General features: G+C 41.6%; 18 protein-coding genes and 1 pseudogene. 9 read left to right on the top strand and 10 right to left on the bottom strand.

Annotated elements, in window-relative coordinates:
• Positions 1 to 266 precede the first annotated feature (266 nt).
• The 8 genes from BM294_RS00940 (at position 267) to BM294_RS00905 (ending at position 9,218) form a co-directional block, all read left to right on the top strand.
• Complete coding sequence (locus BM294_RS00940) at positions 267 to 932, top strand: ribonuclease HII (RefSeq protein WP_091204005.1); 666 nt, start codon at positions 267 to 269, stop codon at positions 930 to 932.
• Between the two features lie 11 nt (positions 933 to 943).
• The gene (locus BM294_RS00935) at positions 944 to 1,462 is read left to right on the top strand and encodes a YraN family protein (RefSeq protein WP_091204156.1); all 519 of its coding nucleotides are present in this window, start codon (positions 944 to 946) and stop codon (positions 1,460 to 1,462) included.
• Positions 1,463 to 1,607: 145 nt separating this feature from the next.
• Positions 1,608 to 2,753 (top strand): tryptophan--tRNA ligase, encoded by a 1,146-nt coding sequence (gene trpS / locus BM294_RS00930; RefSeq protein ID WP_091204003.1) that lies wholly within the window; start codon positions 1,608 to 1,610, stop codon positions 2,751 to 2,753.
• Positions 2,753 to 3,322, top strand: coding sequence for a Holliday junction resolvase RecU (locus BM294_RS00925; RefSeq protein ID WP_091204001.1), 570 nt, complete (start codon positions 2,753 to 2,755; stop codon positions 3,320 to 3,322). The genes trpS and BM294_RS00925 overlap by 1 nt, the downstream gene beginning before the upstream one ends.
• A 105-nt stretch (positions 3,323 to 3,427) precedes the next feature.
• Complete coding sequence (trkA, locus tag BM294_RS00920; protein ID WP_091203999.1) at positions 3,428 to 4,789, top strand: Trk system potassium transporter TrkA; 1,362 nt, start codon at positions 3,428 to 3,430, stop codon at positions 4,787 to 4,789.
• A gap of 14 nt (positions 4,790 to 4,803) precedes the next feature.
• Positions 4,804 to 6,252 carry a TrkH family potassium uptake protein gene (locus BM294_RS00915; protein ID WP_091203997.1) on the top strand — a complete coding sequence of 483 codons (1,449 nt, stop codon included), beginning with the start codon at positions 4,804 to 4,806 and terminating at the stop codon, positions 6,250 to 6,252.
• Between the two features lie 393 nt (positions 6,253 to 6,645).
• Positions 6,646 to 8,109 (top strand): sensor domain-containing diguanylate cyclase, encoded by a 1,464-nt coding sequence (locus BM294_RS00910; protein WP_091203996.1) that lies wholly within the window; start codon positions 6,646 to 6,648, stop codon positions 8,107 to 8,109.
• Positions 8,110 to 8,288: 179 nt separating this feature from the next.
• A complete protein-coding gene (locus BM294_RS00905; RefSeq protein ID WP_091203994.1) occupies positions 8,289 to 9,218 on the top strand; it encodes an SGNH/GDSL hydrolase family protein in 930 nt (309 codons plus the stop codon).
• Between the two features lie 1,433 nt (positions 9,219 to 10,651).
• On the opposite strand, the gene BM294_RS00895 is transcribed toward BM294_RS00905, so the two are convergent.
• Positions 10,652 to 11,209: an SH3 domain-containing protein gene (locus BM294_RS00895; protein ID WP_091203991.1), complete on the bottom strand. Its 558-nt coding sequence runs from the start codon at positions 11,207 to 11,209 to the stop codon at positions 10,652 to 10,654.
• A gap of 279 nt (positions 11,210 to 11,488) precedes the next feature.
• Positions 11,489 to 12,787 (bottom strand): phosphopyruvate hydratase, encoded by a 1,299-nt coding sequence (eno, locus tag BM294_RS00890; protein ID WP_091204154.1) that lies wholly within the window; start codon positions 12,785 to 12,787, stop codon positions 11,489 to 11,491.
• A 427-nt stretch (positions 12,788 to 13,214) separates the two neighbouring features.
• Here eno and BM294_RS00885 point away from each other — a divergent pair, with 427 nt between their 5' ends.
• The gene (locus BM294_RS00885; RefSeq protein ID WP_091203990.1) at positions 13,215 to 14,288 is read left to right on the top strand and encodes a tyrosine-type recombinase/integrase; all 1,074 of its coding nucleotides are present in this window, start codon (positions 13,215 to 13,217) and stop codon (positions 14,286 to 14,288) included.
• A gap of 38 nt (positions 14,289 to 14,326) precedes the next feature.
• On the opposite strand, the gene BM294_RS00880 is transcribed toward BM294_RS00885, so the two are convergent.
• From BM294_RS00880 to obgE, 8 genes and pseudogenes are all read right to left on the bottom strand, one after another.
• On the bottom strand, positions 14,327 to 15,766 hold the full coding sequence (locus BM294_RS00880; RefSeq protein WP_175494389.1) for a sensor domain-containing diguanylate cyclase: 1,440 nt from the start codon (positions 15,764 to 15,766) through the stop codon (positions 14,327 to 14,329).
• A gap of 106 nt (positions 15,767 to 15,872) precedes the next feature.
• The gene (locus BM294_RS00875; protein ID WP_091203987.1) at positions 15,873 to 16,301 is read right to left on the bottom strand and encodes a hypothetical protein; all 429 of its coding nucleotides are present in this window, start codon (positions 16,299 to 16,301) and stop codon (positions 15,873 to 15,875) included.
• Between the two features lie 39 nt (positions 16,302 to 16,340).
• Positions 16,341 to 17,003: a transcriptional repressor LexA gene (gene lexA, locus BM294_RS00870; protein WP_091203985.1), complete on the bottom strand. Its 663-nt coding sequence runs from the start codon at positions 17,001 to 17,003 to the stop codon at positions 16,341 to 16,343.
• A gap of 234 nt (positions 17,004 to 17,237) precedes the next feature.
• Positions 17,238 to 17,597, bottom strand: coding sequence for a ribosome silencing factor (gene rsfS / locus BM294_RS00865; RefSeq protein ID WP_091203984.1), 360 nt, complete (start codon positions 17,595 to 17,597; stop codon positions 17,238 to 17,240).
• A gap of 188 nt (positions 17,598 to 17,785) precedes the next feature.
• Positions 17,786 to 18,421, bottom strand: coding sequence for a bis(5'-nucleosyl)-tetraphosphatase (symmetrical) YqeK (gene yqeK / locus BM294_RS00860; protein ID WP_091203982.1), 636 nt, complete (start codon positions 18,419 to 18,421; stop codon positions 17,786 to 17,788).
• Positions 18,422 to 18,517: 96 nt separating this feature from the next.
• The gene (gene nadD, locus BM294_RS00855; RefSeq protein ID WP_242944372.1) at positions 18,518 to 19,141 is read right to left on the bottom strand and encodes a nicotinate-nucleotide adenylyltransferase; all 624 of its coding nucleotides are present in this window, start codon (positions 19,139 to 19,141) and stop codon (positions 18,518 to 18,520) included.
• 437 nt (positions 19,142 to 19,578) lie between these two features.
• Positions 19,579 to 19,875 (bottom strand): annotated as a pseudogene (locus BM294_RS16525) (YhbY family RNA-binding protein); the annotation flags it as partial.
• Positions 19,872 to 21,257 (bottom strand): GTPase ObgE, encoded by a 1,386-nt coding sequence (gene obgE, locus BM294_RS00845; RefSeq protein WP_091203978.1) that lies wholly within the window; start codon positions 21,255 to 21,257, stop codon positions 19,872 to 19,874. The pseudogene BM294_RS16525 and the gene obgE, both read right to left, overlap by 4 nt.
• Positions 21,258 to 21,349 lie beyond the last annotated feature (92 nt).

The following is a 21,349-nucleotide window of genomic DNA, read 5'->3' as shown; positions in this document are numbered from 1 at the left end:
GCGTGGTTGTGGTACTTATTTAAATTAAAGTATACCGATTCCTGTATCGAAAGTCAGTGCCGGAAAAAACGTCCTTACGTGCTCTATCGAAACACCGGCTCATTAAAAGTTGCTTTGCGAGAGCCGGCGCTACAAAGCAGATTGGACACATCAAGAAGCCTGTCACCTAACTTGCGTGCGAGCAAAAGAAGGAGACAGGCTTATGGCTTTTATGTCATACATTATTTAGAAAGGGCATGTCCGAATAAATATCGGATTCAGTATATATGAGAGAATTAAAAGGTGAACGTTTGGAAAAAGAGCTTGAACGTCTCAAACTGATGCATGAATATGAGGAAGCTCATTCTGAATATGCTTTGATTGCAGGTATTGACGAGGCAGGAAGAGGACCGCTTGCAGGACCTGTTGTTGCCGCCTGCTGCATACTTCCAAAAGATGCGGTGATACTTTACCTCAATGACTCAAAGAAACTCAGTGAAAAGCGCCGTGAAGCCCTGTTTCCTGAAGTAATGGAGAAAGCTTTGGCCTACGGAGTAGGCATAGTCGATGAAGAACGTATCGACGAGATAAACATACTTCAGGCCGATTATGAAGCCATGCGTATAGCCATAGACAAGACTTCGACAATGCTTAAAGAAAAGGGACTGGGAGAGACTCCTGAGCTCCTCTTAAATGATGCGGTTGAGATTCCCGGTGTCGAAATCCCTCAGATTTCCATCATCAAGGGTGATGCAAAGTCAGTGTCTATAGCTGCTGCAAGCGTACTTGCGAAAGTCACCAGGGATCACCTAATGGCAGAGTACGATGAAAAGTATCCGGGTTATGGATTTGCCAAACACAAAGGTTACGGCACAGCGGCCCACATAGCGGCTCTCAAGGAGTTAGGGCCATGCCCGATACACAGAAGATCTTTCATAAAGAAATTTGTTTAATGATTCCGGACATGACAGAAAACAGAAAAACATCTGACAGTGAGAAAACATTACCCCCTGTATTCAGTTCCTATAAAAGGCCTTCTCACTATGGAAGAATCTCTTCGACGGAATATTCATCAGGAGCCCGGGCAGATAAAAGGACATCATCCGATAACAAAAACAATGTCCGTTCGGAAGCAAGGCGGGATAATCACCTGAAGGGGTTTCTATCAGAAACAAAAGCTTCCTTATATCTTGAAGAGAATGGGTATACGATACTTGAGCGCAATTTTCGATTCCATAAGAATGAAATCGACATTATCGCAAGGGACGGCCAGTTTCTCGTTTTTGTTGAAGTAAAGGCCAGAAAGAGTTCCCGGCATGGTTATGGCTGCGAAGCTGTAGACATTAAAAAGCAGAGTCTGCTGAAGAAAGTTGCCACTGCCTACCTGATGTCAAAGCATCTCAGTCTCACAGGGACTCCATGCCGTTTCGACGTCATTTCTATAGACGGGGACTCCATAAGTTTGTTTAAAAATGCATTCTGATATGTTATAATTTACGGAAATGTGTTGATGTGCAGCCATTTGAAGGAACTTACGGGCATCTCAACAACAGTGAGGTTAAACCTCAGCTGTGCGTGTCAAGAGCTTTGACATTCACGTAATTATATGTATTTTACCGGAGGCACACATGTTAGCTAAAGACAGTGAAAAGAAAATAATCCTTACCGGAGACAGACCAACCGGAAAGCTTCATCTTGGTCACTACATCGGTTCTCTCAAGAGAAGAGTTGAGCTTCAGAACTCAGGTAAGTTTGATGAGATAAATATTCTTGTTGCAGACGATCAGGCACTCACCGACAACTGGGCAAACCCGAAGAAGGTTCGCGACAACATCATCGAGGTAACACTTGACTACCTTTCAGTCGGTATCGATCCTGCAAAGTCATTCATATCAATTCAGTCCGCGATTCCTGCACTTCACGCACTGACTTTCTACTATATGAATCTGGTTACAACCCAGCGTCTTTCCAGAAACCCGACAGTAAAGTCAGAGATGCAGATGCGCGGTTTCAGCGGTAATGATTCCGACGATAACGAAGCAGGTCTCCCGGCAGGTTTCTTTACATATCCTGTATCACAGACTGCAGATATCACAGCATTCAAGGCAACAACTGTTCCTGCAGGTGAAGACCAGATGCCGATGGTTGAGCAGTGCCGCGAGATTGCTCACCGCTTCAATACTATCTATAAGTGCGATGTTCTTGTTGAGCCGGATATCCTCATTCCTGATGTTGCGGCCCAGAGAAGACTTCCGGGTATAGACGGCAAGGCCAAGATGTCAAAGTCTCTCGGAAACTGCATTTATCTGTCTGATGATGAGGCTTCTGTAAAGCAGAAGATCATGAGCATGTATACAGATCCTACTCATATCAATGTTGCAGATCCGGGTCACGTTGAAGGCAATATGGTATTTACATACCTTGATGCTTTCCTTCGTGATGACAGTCAGTTTGCGGATTACCTTCCTGATTACAAGAACCTTGACGAGATGAAGGAGCATTATCAGAGAGGTGGTCTTGGTGACGTCAAGTGTAAGAAGTTCCTTCTCAAGGTTGTTGAAGAGATGCTTACACCTATTCGTGCCGAGCGTACAAAGTGGGAGAAGGATATCGCTTCTGTTTATGACATCCTTAAGGAAGGTACAGACCACGCAGTCAAAGTCACAAATCAAACTCTCGCAGAGTGTCGTGAGGCAATGCGCATCAACTATTTTGATGACAAGTCTACTATGGTTTCCGATTGGAGCGACTGGCTTAACGAGAGCCGTAAATAATGGGCACATGGAAATCCAGAGGTCTTCGAGGTTCACAACTTGAAGACCTCATTAATCGCACAAATGATGCGTATTTCGACAAGCACCTTGCAGTGGTGCAGAAGATTCCCACTCCTATCACGCCTATCAATATGAATGAAGACCACACTCAGATAACACTGGCATATTTTGACCAGAAATCTACTGTGGATTACATTGGCGTAGTTCAAGGCATTCCTGTATGTTTTGATGCGAAGGAATGTGCCAAGGATCTTTGGCCTCTTCAAAACCTCCATCCACATCAGGTCAGATTCATGAAGGCCTTTGAGGAGCAGGGTGGAATAAGCTTTATCATTCTTTCTTTCACTACAAGAAATGAAACCTACTATATTCCATTCAGAGACATACTTTACTTTTGGGAGCGAATGGAAAACGGTGGCAAAAAGTCCTTCAATTATGACGAACTTGACCACAATTATTCCATACGTTCACACAAGGATATGTTCGTACATTATCTGGAACCGTTGCAGCGGGATCTGGATGAGAGGGATAAGGCAGGTTCAGGAGAAGAGGATAAAACCAATATTTAGTAATTATGTATAAGTCCCGTCAATACTTCTGCACAGGTGATTCTGAAAAAATATTTCATTTCACATTTGCTATTTGACCGGACTTATTCATTAATGGAGATTTGTATGAATATAATCGTTGTAGGTTGCGGCAAAGTCGGTCTGACTCTGGCCGCACAGCTCAACAAGGAAAATCACAACATTACAATCATAGATCACAACGAAAAGGCTCTTCGCCATGCTGTGGATACCATCGATGTAATGGGAATTAACGGAAACGGTGCCATGCTGAAAACACAGCAGGAAGCCGGAGTTAAGAATGCAGATGTTCTCATCGCTGCCACTGATTCAGATGAGATAAATATGCTTTGCTGCCTTATCGCAAAGAAGGAGGGTAACTGCAGCACCATAGCACGTATCAGAAATCCGGAATATACAGATGAGATCACATATCTTCGTGATGAACTTAACCTGGCTATGGTCATCAATCCCGAAATGGCGGCAGCCAAGGAAGTTTCAAGACTTCTCCGTTTCCCGTCAGCCATGAAGATTGATAGCTTTTCACGAGGAAAAATCGACCTTATCAGAGTTAAGGTTCCTGAACACAGTGAAATCTGTGGCATGAAGATCATGGATATCTCCAGAACTCTTGGCATCAATCTCCTGATATGTTCAATCGAAAGAGGTGAGGAAGTTATCATTCCTTCAGGTATCCATGAGATCATGGAGGGGGATGTCATCAGCTTTATAGCAGGTGCACAGCAGGCAAACTCCTTCGTAAAGAAACTGGGCATCAGCTTCTCACCTATAAAGGATATCATGATCGTAGGCGGCGGTCGTGTGACTTACTACATTGCAAAGTCAATGAAAGCTTCAAAGCTCAAGGGTAAACTCAAAATCATTGAGATCGACAAGGATAGATGCGATTTCCTGGCAGACGAGTTCCCTGATGCCACAATCATAAACGGAGACGGAACAGATCAGGATCTTCTTATCCGTGAAGGTCTAGAGAATACAGATGCTTTCTGCTCACTTACAGGCTTTGACGAAGAGAATATCATGCTTTCTCTTTATGCCGGAAAGATGTCACATGCACGTCTTGTCACAAAGATAAACCGTATCTCTTTCGATGATGTTGTCAATGAGCTCAATCTAGGCTCCATCATTTATCCAAAGCAGATTGTTGCAGACTACATTGTTCAATATGTTCGAGCTCTTCAGAATTCACAGGGTTCAAACGTTGAAACTCTGTACAAGATTGCAGACGGCAAGGCTGAGGCTCTTGAATTCAAGGTTGGAAACAACAATGAGCTCATTAAGCATACATTTGCCGAGCTTAAGTTCAAGAAAAATGTCCTTATCGCAGCCATCGTTCGAGGAAACAAGCTCATCACACCGGGAGGTTCTGATTACATGCTTCCGGGAGACAATGTTATCGTTATCACCACCAATACCGGATTTAACGATCTTAAGGACATTCTTGCATAAGGGAGCTTAGTTTAATGAACATCAATATGATCGTATATGTACTTGGATGGGTATTACAGCTCGAGGCGGCGCTGTTGCTTCTGCCCATGGTTTGTGCATTGATTTATAAGGAAATCTGGGCTTTCCACGCACTGGGAGTTGCTGCTATTATCGCTTTTCTCATCGGCACCCTGGCCACATTAAGGAAGCCCAAAAGAACTTCCTACTATATTCGTGAAGGTTTCGTAGTCTGCGCTTTGAGCTGGATGGTGATGTCTCTGATAGGAGCATTACCATTCTATATAAGCAAAACGATACCTCATTACATCGACGCTGTATTCGAGATAGTTTCCGGTTTCACAACAACCGGAGCCTCGATTCTCAGTGACGTTGAACATCTCGGCAAGGGACTGCTTTTCTGGCGTTCCTTCAGTCACTGGGTAGGAGGCATGGGTGTTCTCGTTCTGGTTCTCACCATTCTTCCTCTTGGGGGAGGATACAATATGATGATCATGAAGGCCGAATCCCCCGGACCTGATGTCAGCAAGATGGTTCCCAGAGTTGCAGACACGGCAAAAGCACTTTACAAAATCTACTTTTTACTGACATTGGCGTGGGTGATAATATTTATGCTCAGCGGAATGTCACTTTTCGATTCACTGTGCATCGCCTTCGGTTCAGCCGGAACGGGCGGTTTCGCTGTCAGAAATTCAGGAATGGCCGACTACAGCATGTTCAGCCAGTTCCTCATCACTATAGCGATGCTGATGTTCGGTGTGAATTTTAATGTTTACTACCTGTGCGAAAAGAGAAAGTTCAAAGATGCGCTGGGATGTGAAGAAGCAAGGATGTACCTGATTTTTGTCTTATCGGCAACCCTTTTTATCGCTTTCAACATCCTTAAGCTGTGTGGAGGAGACCTGATTTATTCACTGCATCACAGTTTTTTCACTGTTTCATCTCTGATAACCACCACAGGTTTTTCAACATTGGACTTTGATACATGGTCGCAACCATGCCAGATGATCATACTATTCCTTATGTTTAGCGGTGCCTGCGCAGGCTCCACCGGTGGTGGAATCAAGGTATCACGAATCATGATCCTGTTTAAGGAGATTGGAAAGGAACTTCTTGTACTGATTCATCCTGAAGCTGTAAAGCACATTAGAATGGAAGGCAAGAAAGTCGATAAATCCGTTGTAGCTTCGGTTAACAGCTACCTCGTGATGTATGTATTGATCATCCTTGTTTCAATTTTCATCATTTCATTTGACGGCTTTGATTTTGTCACCAATTTCTCAGCAGTCGCAGCAACTTTCAACAACATCGGACCGGGTCTCGGTGCAGTCGGACCTGTCAGAAACTATGCAGAGTATTCTGATCTAAGTAAGATAGTCCTTACTATAGATATGCTGGCAGGAAGACTTGAGATTCTTCCTATGATGATTCTGTTCCTTCCGAGAACATGGCGAAAGGGAAACTGAGTTATCAAGACTATAATATAAGTCAAGGGACAAAAGCCTGTCCCACATATCAAGCTTGCTTGAGAATGGGGGATAGGCTTTATGGCCCGCCCAACATGATTTATGGCAGATTCCTAAAGGAATCTGCCATAAATCCCTGTCATTTCACAGTAAATAATTATAAAAAACCTGCTCCTTAAGCTTTAAATGCCAAGGTGAGCAGGTTTTCGTATATATTCCATTAATTTTCACGTCAAATTTGTCGAAGTCTATTGATAGAATGAATGATATTTCGGCATTTGTCATATAATGGAATAAATGCCATAAGGATTTGCCGCTCACTGATGATGCGCAGCACGCATACACGGTATTATGTTGGCAAAGCAAAAAAAGAGAGGAGGCTAAGGATTTATAATGAGCAGGAAATACAAACACTCATTGCGCTATAAAGCCGCACTCTTTATCGTGATAATCACATTTATTGTCAGCTCCGCTTCCATACTGGCAGGAGCACATATTATCAACAATTATATTACGAGACGATACAAGCTTAAAGCCACTGAGCTCGCTGCAACCATTGCTGCGACAATAGATGGCGATACTGTCATGCGTCTTAAAGATAAGATAATTGAAATCTATGACAAAACAGAGCCTAAAGTCAGTACAGAATACTGGGATTCTGATGACTTCAATGTATATATTTCCCGTTTTTCATCTATTGAAAACGATTCAGACTATCTGGCTTTATTGGAGTATCTGAGAAAAGTTCATAATGTAAACGAAATACAGTGCACATATATAAGTTGGGTTGATGCTGACACAAAGTCGGTTTTGTACCTTGTAGACTCAGCTATGGAAGATCAGTGCCCACCGGGAAGTTTTGACCCACTCTTTGAAATAAACAAAAATATCCTTACGAATCCCGATGCTGGTTTTCCTGCATACATGACAGATACAGAACTGTACGGAAACCTTGTCACTGCCGGAGTTCCCATCTATACTTCCGATGAAAAGATAGCAGGTTATTCATTTGTAGACATATCAATGAAGAATATCGATCAGGAGCAGAACAGGCAGGTTTTATGGCTATTCCTTATGGATGGATTCATTTCCTTGATCATATGCTTTATATGCATAAAATATGTCCATAGAACCGTTACAAGCCCTATAAACAACCTCCGTGACGCTGCACTCAGTTATTCCGGCACAGACAGAAAAAATTCTCTTACCAGCTCCCGATTCCTTGAGTTGGACATACATACAGGCGATGAGATTGAACAGCTCTGTGAATCCATGAAACAAATGGAACGTGATATGAATGACAATATTACCAGCATTATTTCCATGACCAATGAGCTGACCGAGAAGAAGATAGAAGTTTCACAGATCAGTAAAATGGCAAGAACAGATTCATTGACAAGTGTTCACAACAAGCTTGCCTACGACGAAGCCGTTTACAATCTTACAGAAGAAATCAAGGCTGGCAATACTGTTTTCGGGCTTGCAGTATTTGACCTGAATAATCTTAAGGCCATAAACGATACTTACGGTCATGATCGAGGTAATGATTACATTATCCATAATGTACGTGTAGTTTGTGAAGAGTTTAAATACTCGCCCGTTTTCCGCATCGGCGGGGATGAATTCGTGGTCGTACTAAAAAATGCCGACTATGAAAACATTGATTATCATTTGGCTAAGATTGATGAGTTAAACAGTCAGTCAGCCATGGCTTTCGAAATAAATGATTGGGAGAGAACCTCAATCGCCTTTGGATACGCGCTTTATGACAGTCATCAGGACAACAGTGTTGCTTCGGTATTCCATAGGGCAGACATGGCTATGTACAAGAAAAAGAAGATAATGAAAGGGCTGTGACTGAAACGGCGTAAACAGTCATATAATGTGTCAGATTAAAAATGATATCTCTATTGATAATGGCCTTTTAATATCATTATGCTGATAGTATGGTAAGGAAGAAGGAGTTCGGCAATATTTAATTGTTGCCTTATAGTGTGTAGTAGACACTACACCTCTATTCGGAAGGGGAAAATATTATGAAAAATAGAACTATTACCGCGGCATTGCTGATTACAACATTATCCGTAACACCTGTATTAAGTTCATATGCAGATACGCAGAGGCTTTCTGAATCTGCAAATGAAGCATTTCCAACTGTTCCCGAAACGGAAAGCACGGGTATATATACACCCGGTTTGACACAAACAGATTACGCGCTTACAGGATCAGGAGAGGAAACAACAGCAGGAACATTGACAGAGGAAGAAATTCTTCGGGAACAGCAGAACAGAGCATGGCTTGAAGAACAGAAACGACTTCAGGAAGAAGCATTGCATGCACAAAAAATCAGCGAATTTTTCAAGGATTCTGTTGTTATAGGCGACTCGGTAGCTCAAGGCTTTGCAAATTATGCTGCAAATAATAGTGCATTTCCTGTGTTTCAGAATCTTAAATTTTTAACCCGTGTCAGTTATTCTGTTCATAATGCCTTTATGAACATTTCCGGCAAATCCAAACATCCCATATATCAGGGACAGCAGATGTATGCCTGGGATTCCTTAAAGCTTATGGGAGCAAAACACATTTATACTTTCTTTGGGCTGAATGACCTTTGGGGAGGTACAGACCAAACTGTGGCAAAGTATATTCAGTATATTACGAGAATACAGCAGGAGATACCTGATATAAAGATCACTATTGTAAGTACAACACCCATATATAAAAATGCTAAAGAGGACTTTAACAATGACACCATCCGTGCGTTTAATGCGCAGATGGCAGCATTGGCAGCAGAAAACGGTTGGGGCTATATAGACATAGCGTCAAGGCTCTATGACAGTGAGGGAAATCTTGCAAAACAATATTGCAGTGATAAGGGGATTCACCAGACAAACGCAGCTTACAGGATTTGGCAGACCGCCTTTGAGGAGTATGCTGAGGCACACCTTGATGATAATCAATCGTAGTCTACTGACCATCACGAAGAATCATCTGAACATGCAGGATACATGCAGGATGAAAGCATTGTTAATAATTATGTGGGAAGTGAGCGTTTACATTTACAATTGATAACACATCGCTATACGTCACTTGCAAAGGTAAACGCTCATTTGAGCATTAACTGTTGCAATTAAGCATTTAACATTTCATTTGACGGACCTATCACACTTGAATGAAAAAGTTAACGAGACCTTTTGTGGTATAATAATCCATGAAAGTCTCGTTAACTTCTTCAATTTAGGGACGGACCTATCACTATGCGTCATCATCATTTCGTTAAACTGGTGTTTCGCGCAATATTGAATTATGAATTATTTGGACAATTTCGAACTAAAATTTGACATGGACACCCGCCCTGTTCAGACCCTGATGTCTGTATCCTGCCTCAGAAATAAAAATATCAAAACCAGATATTTTACTGCCGATGGTTCATATTCCGAAATAAAAACCGGAATTGAATCTCTTCGTGCCGAATCAGTATGGATAAATCAATTCAGGCGCTTTTATATTGAACATCCGGACAGTTTATTCTTCCTTAGTATAATTACCGGCAAAAATAAAGAATCCTGCAATACTTTGGATCAAATATTGATTGATAGGAATTCTTTTTTAGAATTAAAATCCGAAATTCAAAACCGTCGTATTTCTGACAGCTTTGAAACTTTTAATTCACTTCCTTTATCGCCACTGTTTTATCTCGAACGTATAAACGATACCGGAACCGTTTTTCTTTATACTATTTACTCTATTCCTGTATCTGAATTAACAGATAATATTGTATACAATAAAATTTATTCATTATGCATGCAAGGCGATTTTTTCCTTCATGAACATGGTATTTACAATAATGATCCGGAACATGCACTTTTGTACACAAGACAATACGTTCATGACGGTCTGTTGGTTCATGATACCGAATATCCCTGGTTTCAAAAGAAATATGAACTGATAGGCAACATCCAGTCAGCTGCCTCACTTTTTATCATGATCAGCTCTGTTCTTCTCATGAACGAAATCATAAAACTTCCATGTGGTTGGCTTGTTTTTACATTTCTCATTGCTTTGGGTGTCTATATATTCATCGTATCACGCAGAAATACAAAAAAGGGTTAGAAAATCGGCATCTTTTAAATGTTGCCGTTTTAATGATATTCCAATACACTTTTCTTATATACAATTTCGGAAAGTTATTTTGTTTCATGTAAATGATTTAATCTATGAGTCGATTATCCCGTCCATGAAAATAATATTCATGAGTCGGCTGTCTTCTCATCCATGCCATTTGGATTTTTATGATTATATTATCTTTACAAAACAAGACCTGTTCTTATGCTGCAACCGCATCAAGAACAGGTCTTTATATCCTTAAACAATATTTATTGATTACCCCGAGCAAACATCAACCTACAGATTCTGTATCAACCAGATATTGCAAAACATAACCGGTGATTCCATCATATGTAACCCGGTAAAACATATCATTTGCGTATGAAATATCCTTTACCATCGATCCTGCAGGTATCTGTACATATACCATAGAATCGGTACTGGGCAGGCTTCTGAGACTTGCAGAATAATCTACATTTACTATCCAGCCATACCTCGACACATATGTCTGAGGCTCATAGTAATCAAGATAATCAGCAAGTATAAATCCATCAAGACCATTGTAGTCCACATATAAATAGCCATTTCCTACATCGGAAATAAATGTAACACATTCGCCCACCGGAACCTGAGTCACAATATCAGAACTCATAGTCGGATAAGTTCTTAATGACACACTGACATCACATAAGACCACATACATAGGATCACCTTCCGTAACAGTATACTCATATGTCGAATAATACGGAACGTATGTAACATCATAATCTCCCCAATCTGCATAAACCGTTACAGGTAGTAACAAAGCCAATACTGCCACCATAATTATAATCCGCTTACGAAAATCCATAATTCATACCTCACTCAACTAAAGCTTCTGTTTATTGTTTCTTTTGGTTATTGATATTACCGCTATCATTATACTCTCTATATAATCTCACAACTCACATTTATGGAATTTTCATTTATTATGCATTAAATCTTTAAAATTAATTTTCTAATGTACCCAACAATTTAATAGCTCCTCTTTTCCTGTCTGATGTTCATTTAACCGATAAAAATCAGCTTAAAACGACAAAAAGGCGGTACAGCCTAAGCTGCACCGCCGGAAAATCATCTCAATATAAGATTATCTCTTAACGTTGAATGCGTTGAACTGAGGATAGTCAGCACCATCACCAAGAGCCTCCTCGATACGAAGGAGCTGGTTGTACTTAGCTACACGCTCTGATCTTGAAGGAGCACCTGTCTTGATCTGGCATGTGTTAAGAGCTACAGCAAGATCTGCGATTGTTGTATCCTCTGTCTCACCTGATCTGTGAGAAACAATAGCTGTGTAGTGATGCTTGTGAGCAAGCTTGATAGCATCCATTGTCTCTGAAAGAGAACCAATCTGGTTAAGCTTTATAAGGATTGAGTTAGCAACTCCAAGATCGATACCCTTCTGAAGTCTCTCAACATTTGTAACAAAAAGATCATCACCAACGAGCTGAACCTTATCACCAAGAACCTTGGTCATCTTCTGCCAGCCTTCCCAATCTTCCTCATCGAGACCATCCTCGATAGAGATGATAGGATACTTCTCTGTAAGCTTCTTCCAGTGCTCGATGAGCTCGTCAGTTGTGAAATCCTTACCAGCCTTTGGAAGGTGATATACACCCGGCTTATCGCTCTTCCACTCAGAAGATGCAGCATCCATAGCAAGTACGAAATCCTTACCAGGCTCATAACCAGCCTTCTTGATAGCTGCTACGATGTAATCAAGAGCTTCCTCATCTGAAGCAAGGTTAGGTGCGAAACCACCCTCATCACCTACAGCTGTTGCAAGACCGTTAGCCTTGAGCTCTGACTGAAGTGCGTGGAATACCTCTGAACACCAACGAAGACCTTCCTTGAAGCTTGGAGCGCCTGCTGGCATGATCATGAACTCCTGAGCATCGATGTTGTTTGCAGCGTGTGCACCACCGTTAACGATGTTCATCATAGGAACAGGAAGCTCACAGCCGGCAGCACCGCCAAGGAACTGATGAAGAGAAACACCAAGAGACTCAGCAGCTGCATGAGCTGATGCAAGTGATACAGCAAGGATAGCGTTAGCACCGAGCTTTGACTTATCCTTTGTACCGTCAAGCTTTAACATAGCTGCATCTACTGCATATACGTCTGATGCATCTACACCCTGTAAAGCGTCATTGATAAGAGTATTAACATTCTCAACAGCCTTGAGAACACCCTTGCCTACATAACGGCTCTTATCGCCATCACGAAGCTCAAGAGCCTCAAACTGACCTGTGGAAGCACCACTTGGTACGGCTGCTCTTCCAACAGTACCGTCTGCAAGAGTTACCTCAGCCTCAACTGTTGGGTTAGATCTTGAATCAAGAATCTCACGTGCGTGAACATTTACAATTTCCAAATAATCATTCATGTCATTTACCTCTTTCGCTCTGAACAACAGTCCTTTAATATTTCGCTTCGCGAAGGACTGATGCTGCATATCAGGCATTCGCAAACACCTGACATTGTCTCTTTGGTCTCTCATTGTACTTGACCAAGTGCAATTATATCACCGAGAGTAGTACCTCGCAACCGCAACATAGTTTAATAATATGAAAATAATAGGCATTTCGTATGTCAATATGTTTAAATTTCGTTCTATTTGTTTGTTAAATACGTCATTATTTCGCAAAACCTTTTAACTCTCTCCCGTTTCTATTTGTTATAATAGACAAAGAATGTGAAATTCAATCGCTTGTTTGTGAATTTATTATCATATATGTGTAAAATATATCAATGCAGAAGCATTTTACTTCAAAAACAACAATCAGCGAAAAATAATACTCAGGAGGGCATAAATGGCCTTAAAATATCATGAACAGGTTGACAGGGATAATACAATTAAACTAAGAGAACTTCTTTCTGAACTTCCAAAGTTCTGTACCACTTTCTTCAGAGGCATCGAGCAAAGAACCTCATCAAGAACACGTATCGCATACGCATACGATCTGAAAGTTTTCTTTCAGTTTCTTATTGATCAGAATCCTTTATATAAGGGTCGTAAAACTTCGGATTTCAATTTGGATGATATTGATAATTTATCGGTTCTTGATATCGAAGACTACATGGAGTACCTGAAATATCGAAAACAATCAAGAAAAGATTCTAAAGGCAATGTCATTGTCAGCGACGTTATCAACAGCCGTACAGCAATTAAGAGAAAGGTTGCTTCACTACGCACCTTTTACAATTATTTCTACAAAAATCAGCTTATAAAAAATAATCCGGCCGCTCTGATACAGATGCCCAGGCTTAAAGATAAAGAAATAATCCGTATGGATGTAAATGAAGTTGCTGATTTTCTGGATGAAGTCGAAAACGGAGACGGACTCACTAAAAGGCAGCAGATATTCCATGATAAAACAGAGCTTCGCGACAGTGCCATGATGACACTGATGCTTGGAACAGGCATCCGTGTTTCAGAATGTGTGGGACTGAATATCGGAGATATAGATTTCAATAATGATGGTATTCATATACATAGAAAAGGTGGAAAGGAAGTAACTGTTTACTTCGGTGATGAAGTTGAAGGAGTCCTCAGACGATATATGGATTACAGAAAACATATCATTGCAGAAACCGGTTCCGAGGACGCTCTGTTCCTCTCCCTTCGTAACCAGCGAATTACCGTGCGTTCAGTTCAATACATGGTGAAAAAATATGCAAAAACTGTTACACCACTTAAGCATATAACGCCACACAAGCTTCGCAGTACCTACGGAACAAATCTTTATAAAGAAACCGGAGATATTTATCTTGTAGCGGATGTTCTAGGACACAATGATGTAAATACAACAAAAAAACACTACGCCGCCCTCGAAGATGAGCGTCGCCGCAGCGCTAGAAACAAAGTGCATCTCAGAAACGATTAACTAAATGGAAGGTTCTTTGAGAACCTGCCATTTAATTGTTAATTACTGTTTTTCATAAGTTCTTCATGTATGCGACGTTTATTCTCATACATACGCATATCAGCTATCTTTCTAAGTTCATTGGGATTGGTTCCGTCAACCGGTGCCATCGCAAAACCCGCACTGATGCCGATATTTATGGTATATTCATCCGTTTCCAACACCGGCTTTTGAAATGCCTCATCCAGACTTCTGAGAATATCCTTGTATTCCTCTTCTGAGATATCATCATCCACAAGTATAGCGAATTCGTCTCCGCCCAACCTGTAAACCTCATAATCAGAAGCAGCTGAAAGTCTTCTGGCAGTTTCTTTAAGGACTTCATTTCCAACCATATGCCCGTAATTATCATTGGCATGCTTAAAGAAATTGAGATCCACATAAAAAATACCGAAATGATCCTTTAATCTTGACGTAACCTTGAGAGACTCTCCAAATACACGTCTGTTTTTAAGACCGGTCAACTCATCATGGCTGCCTCTGTAATCCAACAGCTGAAGCAAGGTATGATTTCTTATTCTAAAACCTATAAAATGAGAAATCGTCCTTATAAGCTTGATAGTATCTATCTTTTCATTGGCCACATAATTGATTGTACATAAAAATCCCAGGAGCTTATGTTTATTGTCATAAAAAGGTGCACAGACAAATCTCTCTACTCCACCCTTCATGAGAGCATCATATACAGCCGGTTCGCTTTCCTTCAAAGTGGCAGCATCATCTATCTGTATCACTTCATCATCATTGAGATAATGTCTCCAGTTTATGAAATACTTCTCAAAGCTCAGGCTCTGCAATCTGTCTATATATGATTCGGCACCTTCCGTACACCACTCAAACCTGGCATCCATAGTCACATCATCAGTGATCATGATATACAGTCTGTCAGAATGTATGATCAGGCTGAGTTCTCTCAGCATATTATTCATGATGTCTTCAAAAACGCCTTCACTGCTAATCATTCTTGCAATCCGCACGATAGCATCATCAGTAGTGGAATTACGGCGAAGAAGTTCTCTCTCCAAATGGCTGTCATCAATGAATGTGCTGACCACGATACAACATCCGTCTATATTGGTTGGAGCAATGGTAAACTCTACCCAATGCCCCAGTGAATAACTGTATATGGTATGATGCTTTTCTTCTCCGAAGTAAGCTGCACGATAAGTAAAATACAGCAACTCTTCGCAGTTATCGGAATAGGTATCCGTCAAATGCTGGTTCAACAGTTTATCCTTTTCATATCCGACTCCCTGGCAATATCTGTCATTGGCATAGAGATACTTTGCATCCACAGCTCCATCACCTTCCGGATTCATGATAACGCGAAAAACGGCATAAGCTACAGGAAGATTCTTTTGTATCTCAGACATCTTATCGAAGAGCATAAATGCACTTTTGATCAATGAACCATCTGTTTCAATACTGTTAATATCCATCCTCATCGCCTTTCCTAAAACAACCTGTATACCATTTATACGGGTCACAGGGTTACACACAATGCTTTAGAAATTATGCAAAGACTTCAAAGTGTGAGATCATGATTTAAAACATATTACTGTTGTTCTCATGCCATTTACCGGCATTTTTAAGTGCAGTCTTCCGATTGTATAGTGTTCTAACGGAAACGGCGGCAAACTCCGCCGTTTCTTTAGTATTATGGCTTTGAGAATACTCGTAGACTTCAGCGACCGTAACCCTGGTCTCTTTTCTTTTAAACCACCCTGCACCTCTGGTCCTGTGGTGTTCATGTATACCCACTTCCACATTTATGAAACCGTCCTTATGTCTTCCGGTTCTTTTCTCGACACTGCTCTCAAGAAAATGCACATAAATACCGCAAGCCTTCAGTTTATCCGAAAGCTCAGCTATATCATGTTTCAGATCATCAACGGTTTCTCCGTCTCTCGGGGCCATCCTGAATCTGTGATACATGATATCGTATCCGAATGTGTCTTTTTTCTTCTCGATCATAAGTATATTCCTATATGTCCGTTTGTGTATACTGCTTAATCACTTCACGCCCATGCGGATAAGACCGATGACCTTGCCAAGAACCTGACAGTCAGGAACAATAATCGGATCCATGTTGTCATTCTCAGGCTGCAGTCTGATATGTCCGTTTTCCTTGTAGAAACGCTTAACAGTGGCACTGTCATCAACCAGCGCAACTACAATCTCTCCGTTATGGCAGGTACTCTGTTGTTCAACGATAACCTTGTCACCGTTCAGGATACCGCAATTGATCATGGATTCACCCTTGACAGTAAGCATGAAGACTTTTTGATTTGGGAGCATATCCACAGGAATAGGATAATAATCTGTGACATTCTCCTCGGCAAGTAAAGGTATACCTGCTGCAACTGTTCCGATAAGTGGAACCTGCGCAACTTCACGATCAGGAACTATAGATTCTGAAGGTTCAGCATGAAACTCAGAGGTTGTGATCATCAGTGCTCGTGGATGCGCCGGGTCTTTCTTGATAAGTCCCATCGTCTCAAGATCATTGATATATGTAAACACACTGGATGTAGACTTAAGTCCTACTGCCGCACATATATCTCTGACTGAAGGCGGATAATTTCTTTCAATGACACACTGCTTGATATAATCAAACACCGCCTGCTGCTTAGGGGTCATATGATTTGCATCCGGCTGTTTTTTATGTCTGCCCATGGTAAACTCCTTTTTAAACAGTTACTACTTTTATATGGATTTTATCACAAACATCTGTTCATGGCAACCTAGATTAAACATTTGTACGAAAAAATCCCTATTTGTAAGGAATGTGTCAGGTTTCATCAAAAAACCTAAGTTCCTCACAAACAGGGATTATAGCCACACATGAATGTGCATTTTACTTAATCATATCATTTAATTAGATATGTCTTCTCCTGATCCGATCAATTATCAGATCTCATTCACATCAACGACCTTCTTACCGTCTGACCAGATACGCTCAAGGTCATAGAACAGACGCTGATCCTTATCAAAAACATGAACGATTATGTCATTGTAATCAAGAAGAACCCATCCGCTGTCAGGAACTCCCTCCTTACGTCTCAGGTCGAACTTAAGCTCTGCCATCTTATCCTCAACAGCGTCGCTGAGGGCATCAACCTGTCTGATATTATCGGCGGTTGCAATCACAAAATAGTCCGCAATGACCGATACCTCAGAGATATCTATAACAGTAATGTCATATCCTTTCTTATCGGAAATGGCATCATATGCTGCCTTGACCATTGTCTTTGATGTTTCACTAGCCATTAAATATTACTCCTTTAAATAGAATTATGCTCGTGTCAATTGTCTTGTAATGTTAACAGAAAGTTCTACGTATCCAAGGGACGTGTTTACGGAATCGTCCAGGCAGAACCATTCGTTTTCGAAATGCACCTTTCCACACCTGGTTCCGCAAAAAACTGCCGTCAGTCCTCCCAAAAGAACTTTATCATCTATATCGGTAACTCACGGTTTTTCATAAGTTCTTTATAGTAATTATACGTATCATAGGAGTCCTTGCAGATATACCCTCCGGACTCTTCGAGATAAGTGATGGTATCATGATTTATCTCATAAACAGCTCTATCAAGATCTGTAAATGCAAGCATCCGTATCTCCGGAAGTCTCTCTGCCTTAAATCTTCTCGCCTCAATATAATCGGACACAAATACTATAGCCTCGAGAAGACTCATATCCGGCCTTCCAAGGGTATGATAGTATATAGACGATAAAATATCCTTATCCTCTATTCCGAACTCTTTACGGGCATATACGGCGCCAAATACCGAGTGTATAACCTGAGGCGCTTTCAATATGTCTTCAGTAAGCTCAACATTTTCCTTTTTGCAAAGCTTAATAAGTTCTTCATCAGAAAACTGTTTCGCACAGTCATGAAGAAGCCCTGCTACCTCCGCCTTGTGAAGATCAACTCCGTATCTCATAGCAAGACATACACAGGTGAAACTCACACTGAGAGAATGTTCATACCTTTCCGGTTTCAGAATCTTCTTCAGTTTCTTTCTGTACTCGTGAATATCCGAAATATCCGGATTCACGCCGTTTTTCTTTGCCTTCTTATCTGATGCCATGTCAGCCTCCGGTTAAAATACTGGTGAAATCATATCACGATGTAATGGTCAATAGTATCAAAGAACTTGCCTGCACGATGGTTTGATGCCTTATGATCATTTATACAGATGTTTTTCCTCTATATAATGCATAACCGCTTCAGGTACCAACAGGCTAATGTCTCTGCCCTCAGCCACCATCTCACGAATCATGGTACTTGATATATCCGTTTCCGAAAAATCCAGAACTTCGATATCAGCCTGAAACCTTTCCCTCAGATAGTTCACCTGTTCCTGAAAACTCCTCTGACCATCAGGATAATGTCTTCCTGCCACAACAAGTGTGCAAAGCTTCATGATGTTTTCCGGATGCCACCAGGTATCTATCTGGTACATTGAATCCGCCCCGATGATAAAATAAAAGTGAATATCCGGAAACTTTTCACTAAGCAGTTCCAATGTTTCAGCCGTATAGGTTTCTCCCTCTCTTTCAAGTTCAAACAATGAAAGTCTGAAACCCGGATGCCCCGAAACCGCCAGAGAAGTCATGTCACACCTTAGCTTCGCCGGTGTAACATTCTTCTTTTTCTTAAAATACGGATCCCTGGCAGGCATGAACCATACTTCATCCAGAGAAAGTTGTGAAAGAGCACACTGTCCAAGAGACAAATGAGCATTATGAACAGGATCAAAAGTACCTCCCATAATTCCGACTTTCTTCTTTATATTCTGACATTTCACAGATGACTCCTGCGAAACCTTAGTACCGCACATGACTGCACCTCTAAATCCCTGAACTCACCTTAAAACCAATGTTTTTCAGGGAAACGCTGATTAAAGCCTTTCCCTGACCGGATTTTCGATGCGAAGTATCAACTTTCCTTTGAAAATCCGTGCCACGACGCCGAAGACACTGAGGAAACACTGATATAATCATTGTTTCCTCAGCTTCAGCCATCCTAAGCATAAGACTTTCATTCTGCCCTATGCATAAGATAATGCAGTTCTTATTCTACGTCGTTATCGAACTCCTCATCGTCCTCTTCAACAAAACGGAGGCTCATACCGCTGCGTGAAGCCTTATTCTTGGCTCCTGCGATTTCAGTGTTATGATTCCTGCGCTTTCCGACATTACCGGGCTTTCTGCTGCCGCTCTTGATCTCTGCCTTGGAAATCTCAAACTTTCTCTTCTTAAAGTCAGGATTAGGTTTGTAAAGCACGATCTTACGACCGATAACCTGAACCACCTCTGACTGTGTACGTCCTGCAAGAGTATGAGCGATGGCCTTTGGATCATCATCACAATTCTTGAGAATATTTATCTTGATAAGCTCATTCTTTACGATGTTTTCTCTGACTGCATCAATAAGTTCCGGTGTAATGCTGTTCTTTCCTATAGAAAGTACCGGCTCGATGGTCATTGCAGCGCCCTTTAATTCAGAACGCATCTTACTGTCTCTGATATATTTCTTCATTCTTCTTCTCCGTTCTGTTTTGGCTGATGACGCTTAGGGAATGCTGTCTCGATAGCACTTTCCATATCCCCCTCTTCGTATGCGTCTGTATCATAGTACTCAAAGGTATGTCCATAGATTCTGATGGTATCACCTTCCTGAATACCCATCTTCTTAAGCTGCTTGATAACGCCCTGTTCGTCCATAAAACGCTGGAAGAACTCGAAGCCCTTTTCAACCTGAAGATTGGTGTAGCCAAGCATCTTCTCAATCTTAGGTCCTTCAACGGAGTATGTATTGGCATCAAGTTTCTTGTACTCGATATCAAGCTGCTCCTTGTGGCCTAATGTCTCGAGATCCACTTCGCTCTCGTAAACCTCAATCTCCTTGGCCCCGGCTTCTTCTACATATGTCCATGCAGCCTCAAGAAGATCACGGAGACCGGTATTGGTCGCTGCAGAAATTGCAAAAACTTTCACACCCTGTGGCTCGTAGATTTCTTTGATTCTGGTTACAGCACTGTCTGTTCCCTGCTCATCGATGATAAGATCAGTCTTATTGCATGCGATGATCATAGGCTTCTTCAGAATCTCAGGATCATACTTCAGAATCTCATCATTTATAGTCTTGATATCCTCTACAGGATCTCTGCCCTCGCATCCGGAAGCATCAACAACGTGAATCAGAACTTTGCAACGCTCGATATGACGAAGGAACTCATGTCCGAGGCCGATACCCTCAGATGCACCCTCGATAAGGCCCGGGATATCAGCCATTACGAATGAACGGTCACCCTTAAGTCCTACTACACCAAGATGCGGAGTAAGTGTTGTGAAGTGATAGTTTGCGATCTCCGGTCTTGCGTTTGAACACATTGAAAGAATGGTTGACTTACCCACATTTGGAAGTCCTACAAGACCAACGTCAGCGATAACTCTGAGCTCAAGCTGTACCCAGATTTCTCTTGCATCCTGACCGGGCTGTGCAAACTTGGGAGCCTGCATGGCAGGTGTGGCAAAATGCATATTGCCGAGGCCGCCCTTTCCTCCCTTTAAAAGTACCATGCGCTGATTGTCTCCGGACATATCCGCAATTATCTTCTTCGTTTCGAAATCACGAATGATGGTGCCCTCAGGCACTTTAAGAACCAGATCCTTACCGTTCTTTCCGTGCATGCGCTTTCCGCCACCTTCCTCACCGGGAGTTGCGACGTACTTCTGACGATTACGAAAATCCTCAAGGGTATTCATACCCTTATCTACCTCGACGATGATATCGCCGCCCTTTCCGCCGTCTCCACCGTCAGGTCCCCCACACGGTACAAACAATTCACGTCTGAAGGAAACGTGACCGTTTCCGCCTTTTCCACTTTTGATGAAAATTTTTGCAATATCTGCAAACATAAATTTTTCTCCTTTCCCAAGGGCATCCCCGCGCCGACTGAATAGATGCGTCGCTAACCCTCAGAGAGCCAAAATAAAATTGAAACAATGTA

The sequence above is a fragment of the Oribacterium sp. WCC10 genome, assembly GCF_900113415.1.
GTDB lineage: Bacteria > Bacillota > Clostridia > Lachnospirales > Lachnospiraceae > Oribacterium.
Note: the sequence above shows the minus strand (reverse complement) of the source record. Positions and strands in the feature narration are given on the sequence as shown.

Bases quoted from the DNA above. Each gene is read 5' to 3' on its own strand.
- BM294_RS00940 (WP_091204005.1), top strand. From the start codon at position 267: ATGAGAGAATTAAAAGGTGAACGTTTGGAAAAAGAGCTTGAACGTCTC.
- BM294_RS00935 (WP_091204156.1), top strand. From the start codon at position 944: ATGACAGAAAACAGAAAAACATCTGACAGTGAGAAAACATTACCCCCT.
- trpS (WP_091204003.1), top strand. From the start codon at position 1,608: ATGTTAGCTAAAGACAGTGAAAAGAAAATAATCCTTACCGGAGACAGA.
- BM294_RS00925 (WP_091204001.1), top strand. From the start codon at position 2,753: ATGGGCACATGGAAATCCAGAGGTCTTCGAGGTTCACAACTTGAAGAC.
- trkA (WP_091203999.1), top strand. From the start codon at position 3,428: ATGAATATAATCGTTGTAGGTTGCGGCAAAGTCGGTCTGACTCTGGCC.
- BM294_RS00915 (WP_091203997.1), top strand. From the start codon at position 4,804: ATGAACATCAATATGATCGTATATGTACTTGGATGGGTATTACAGCTC.
- BM294_RS00910 (WP_091203996.1), top strand. From the start codon at position 6,646: ATGAGCAGGAAATACAAACACTCATTGCGCTATAAAGCCGCACTCTTT.
- BM294_RS00905 (WP_091203994.1), top strand. From the start codon at position 8,289: ATGAAAAATAGAACTATTACCGCGGCATTGCTGATTACAACATTATCC.
- BM294_RS00895 (WP_091203991.1), bottom strand. From the start codon at position 11,209: ATGGATTTTCGTAAGCGGATTATAATTATGGTGGCAGTATTGGCTTTG.
- eno (WP_091204154.1), bottom strand. From the start codon at position 12,787: ATGAATGATTATTTGGAAATTGTAAATGTTCACGCACGTGAGATTCTT.
- BM294_RS00885 (WP_091203990.1), top strand. From the start codon at position 13,215: ATGGCCTTAAAATATCATGAACAGGTTGACAGGGATAATACAATTAAA.
- BM294_RS00880 (WP_175494389.1), bottom strand. From the start codon at position 15,766: ATGGATATTAACAGTATTGAAACAGATGGTTCATTGATCAAAAGTGCA.
- BM294_RS00875 (WP_091203987.1), bottom strand. From the start codon at position 16,301: ATGATCGAGAAGAAAAAAGACACATTCGGATACGATATCATGTATCAC.
- lexA (WP_091203985.1), bottom strand. From the start codon at position 17,003: ATGGGCAGACATAAAAAACAGCCGGATGCAAATCATATGACCCCTAAG.
- rsfS (WP_091203984.1), bottom strand. From the start codon at position 17,597: ATGGCTAGTGAAACATCAAAGACAATGGTCAAGGCAGCATATGATGCC.
- yqeK (WP_091203982.1), bottom strand. From the start codon at position 18,421: ATGGCATCAGATAAGAAGGCAAAGAAAAACGGCGTGAATCCGGATATT.
- obgE (WP_091203978.1), bottom strand. From the start codon at position 21,257: ATGTTTGCAGATATTGCAAAAATTTTCATCAAAAGTGGAAAAGGCGGA.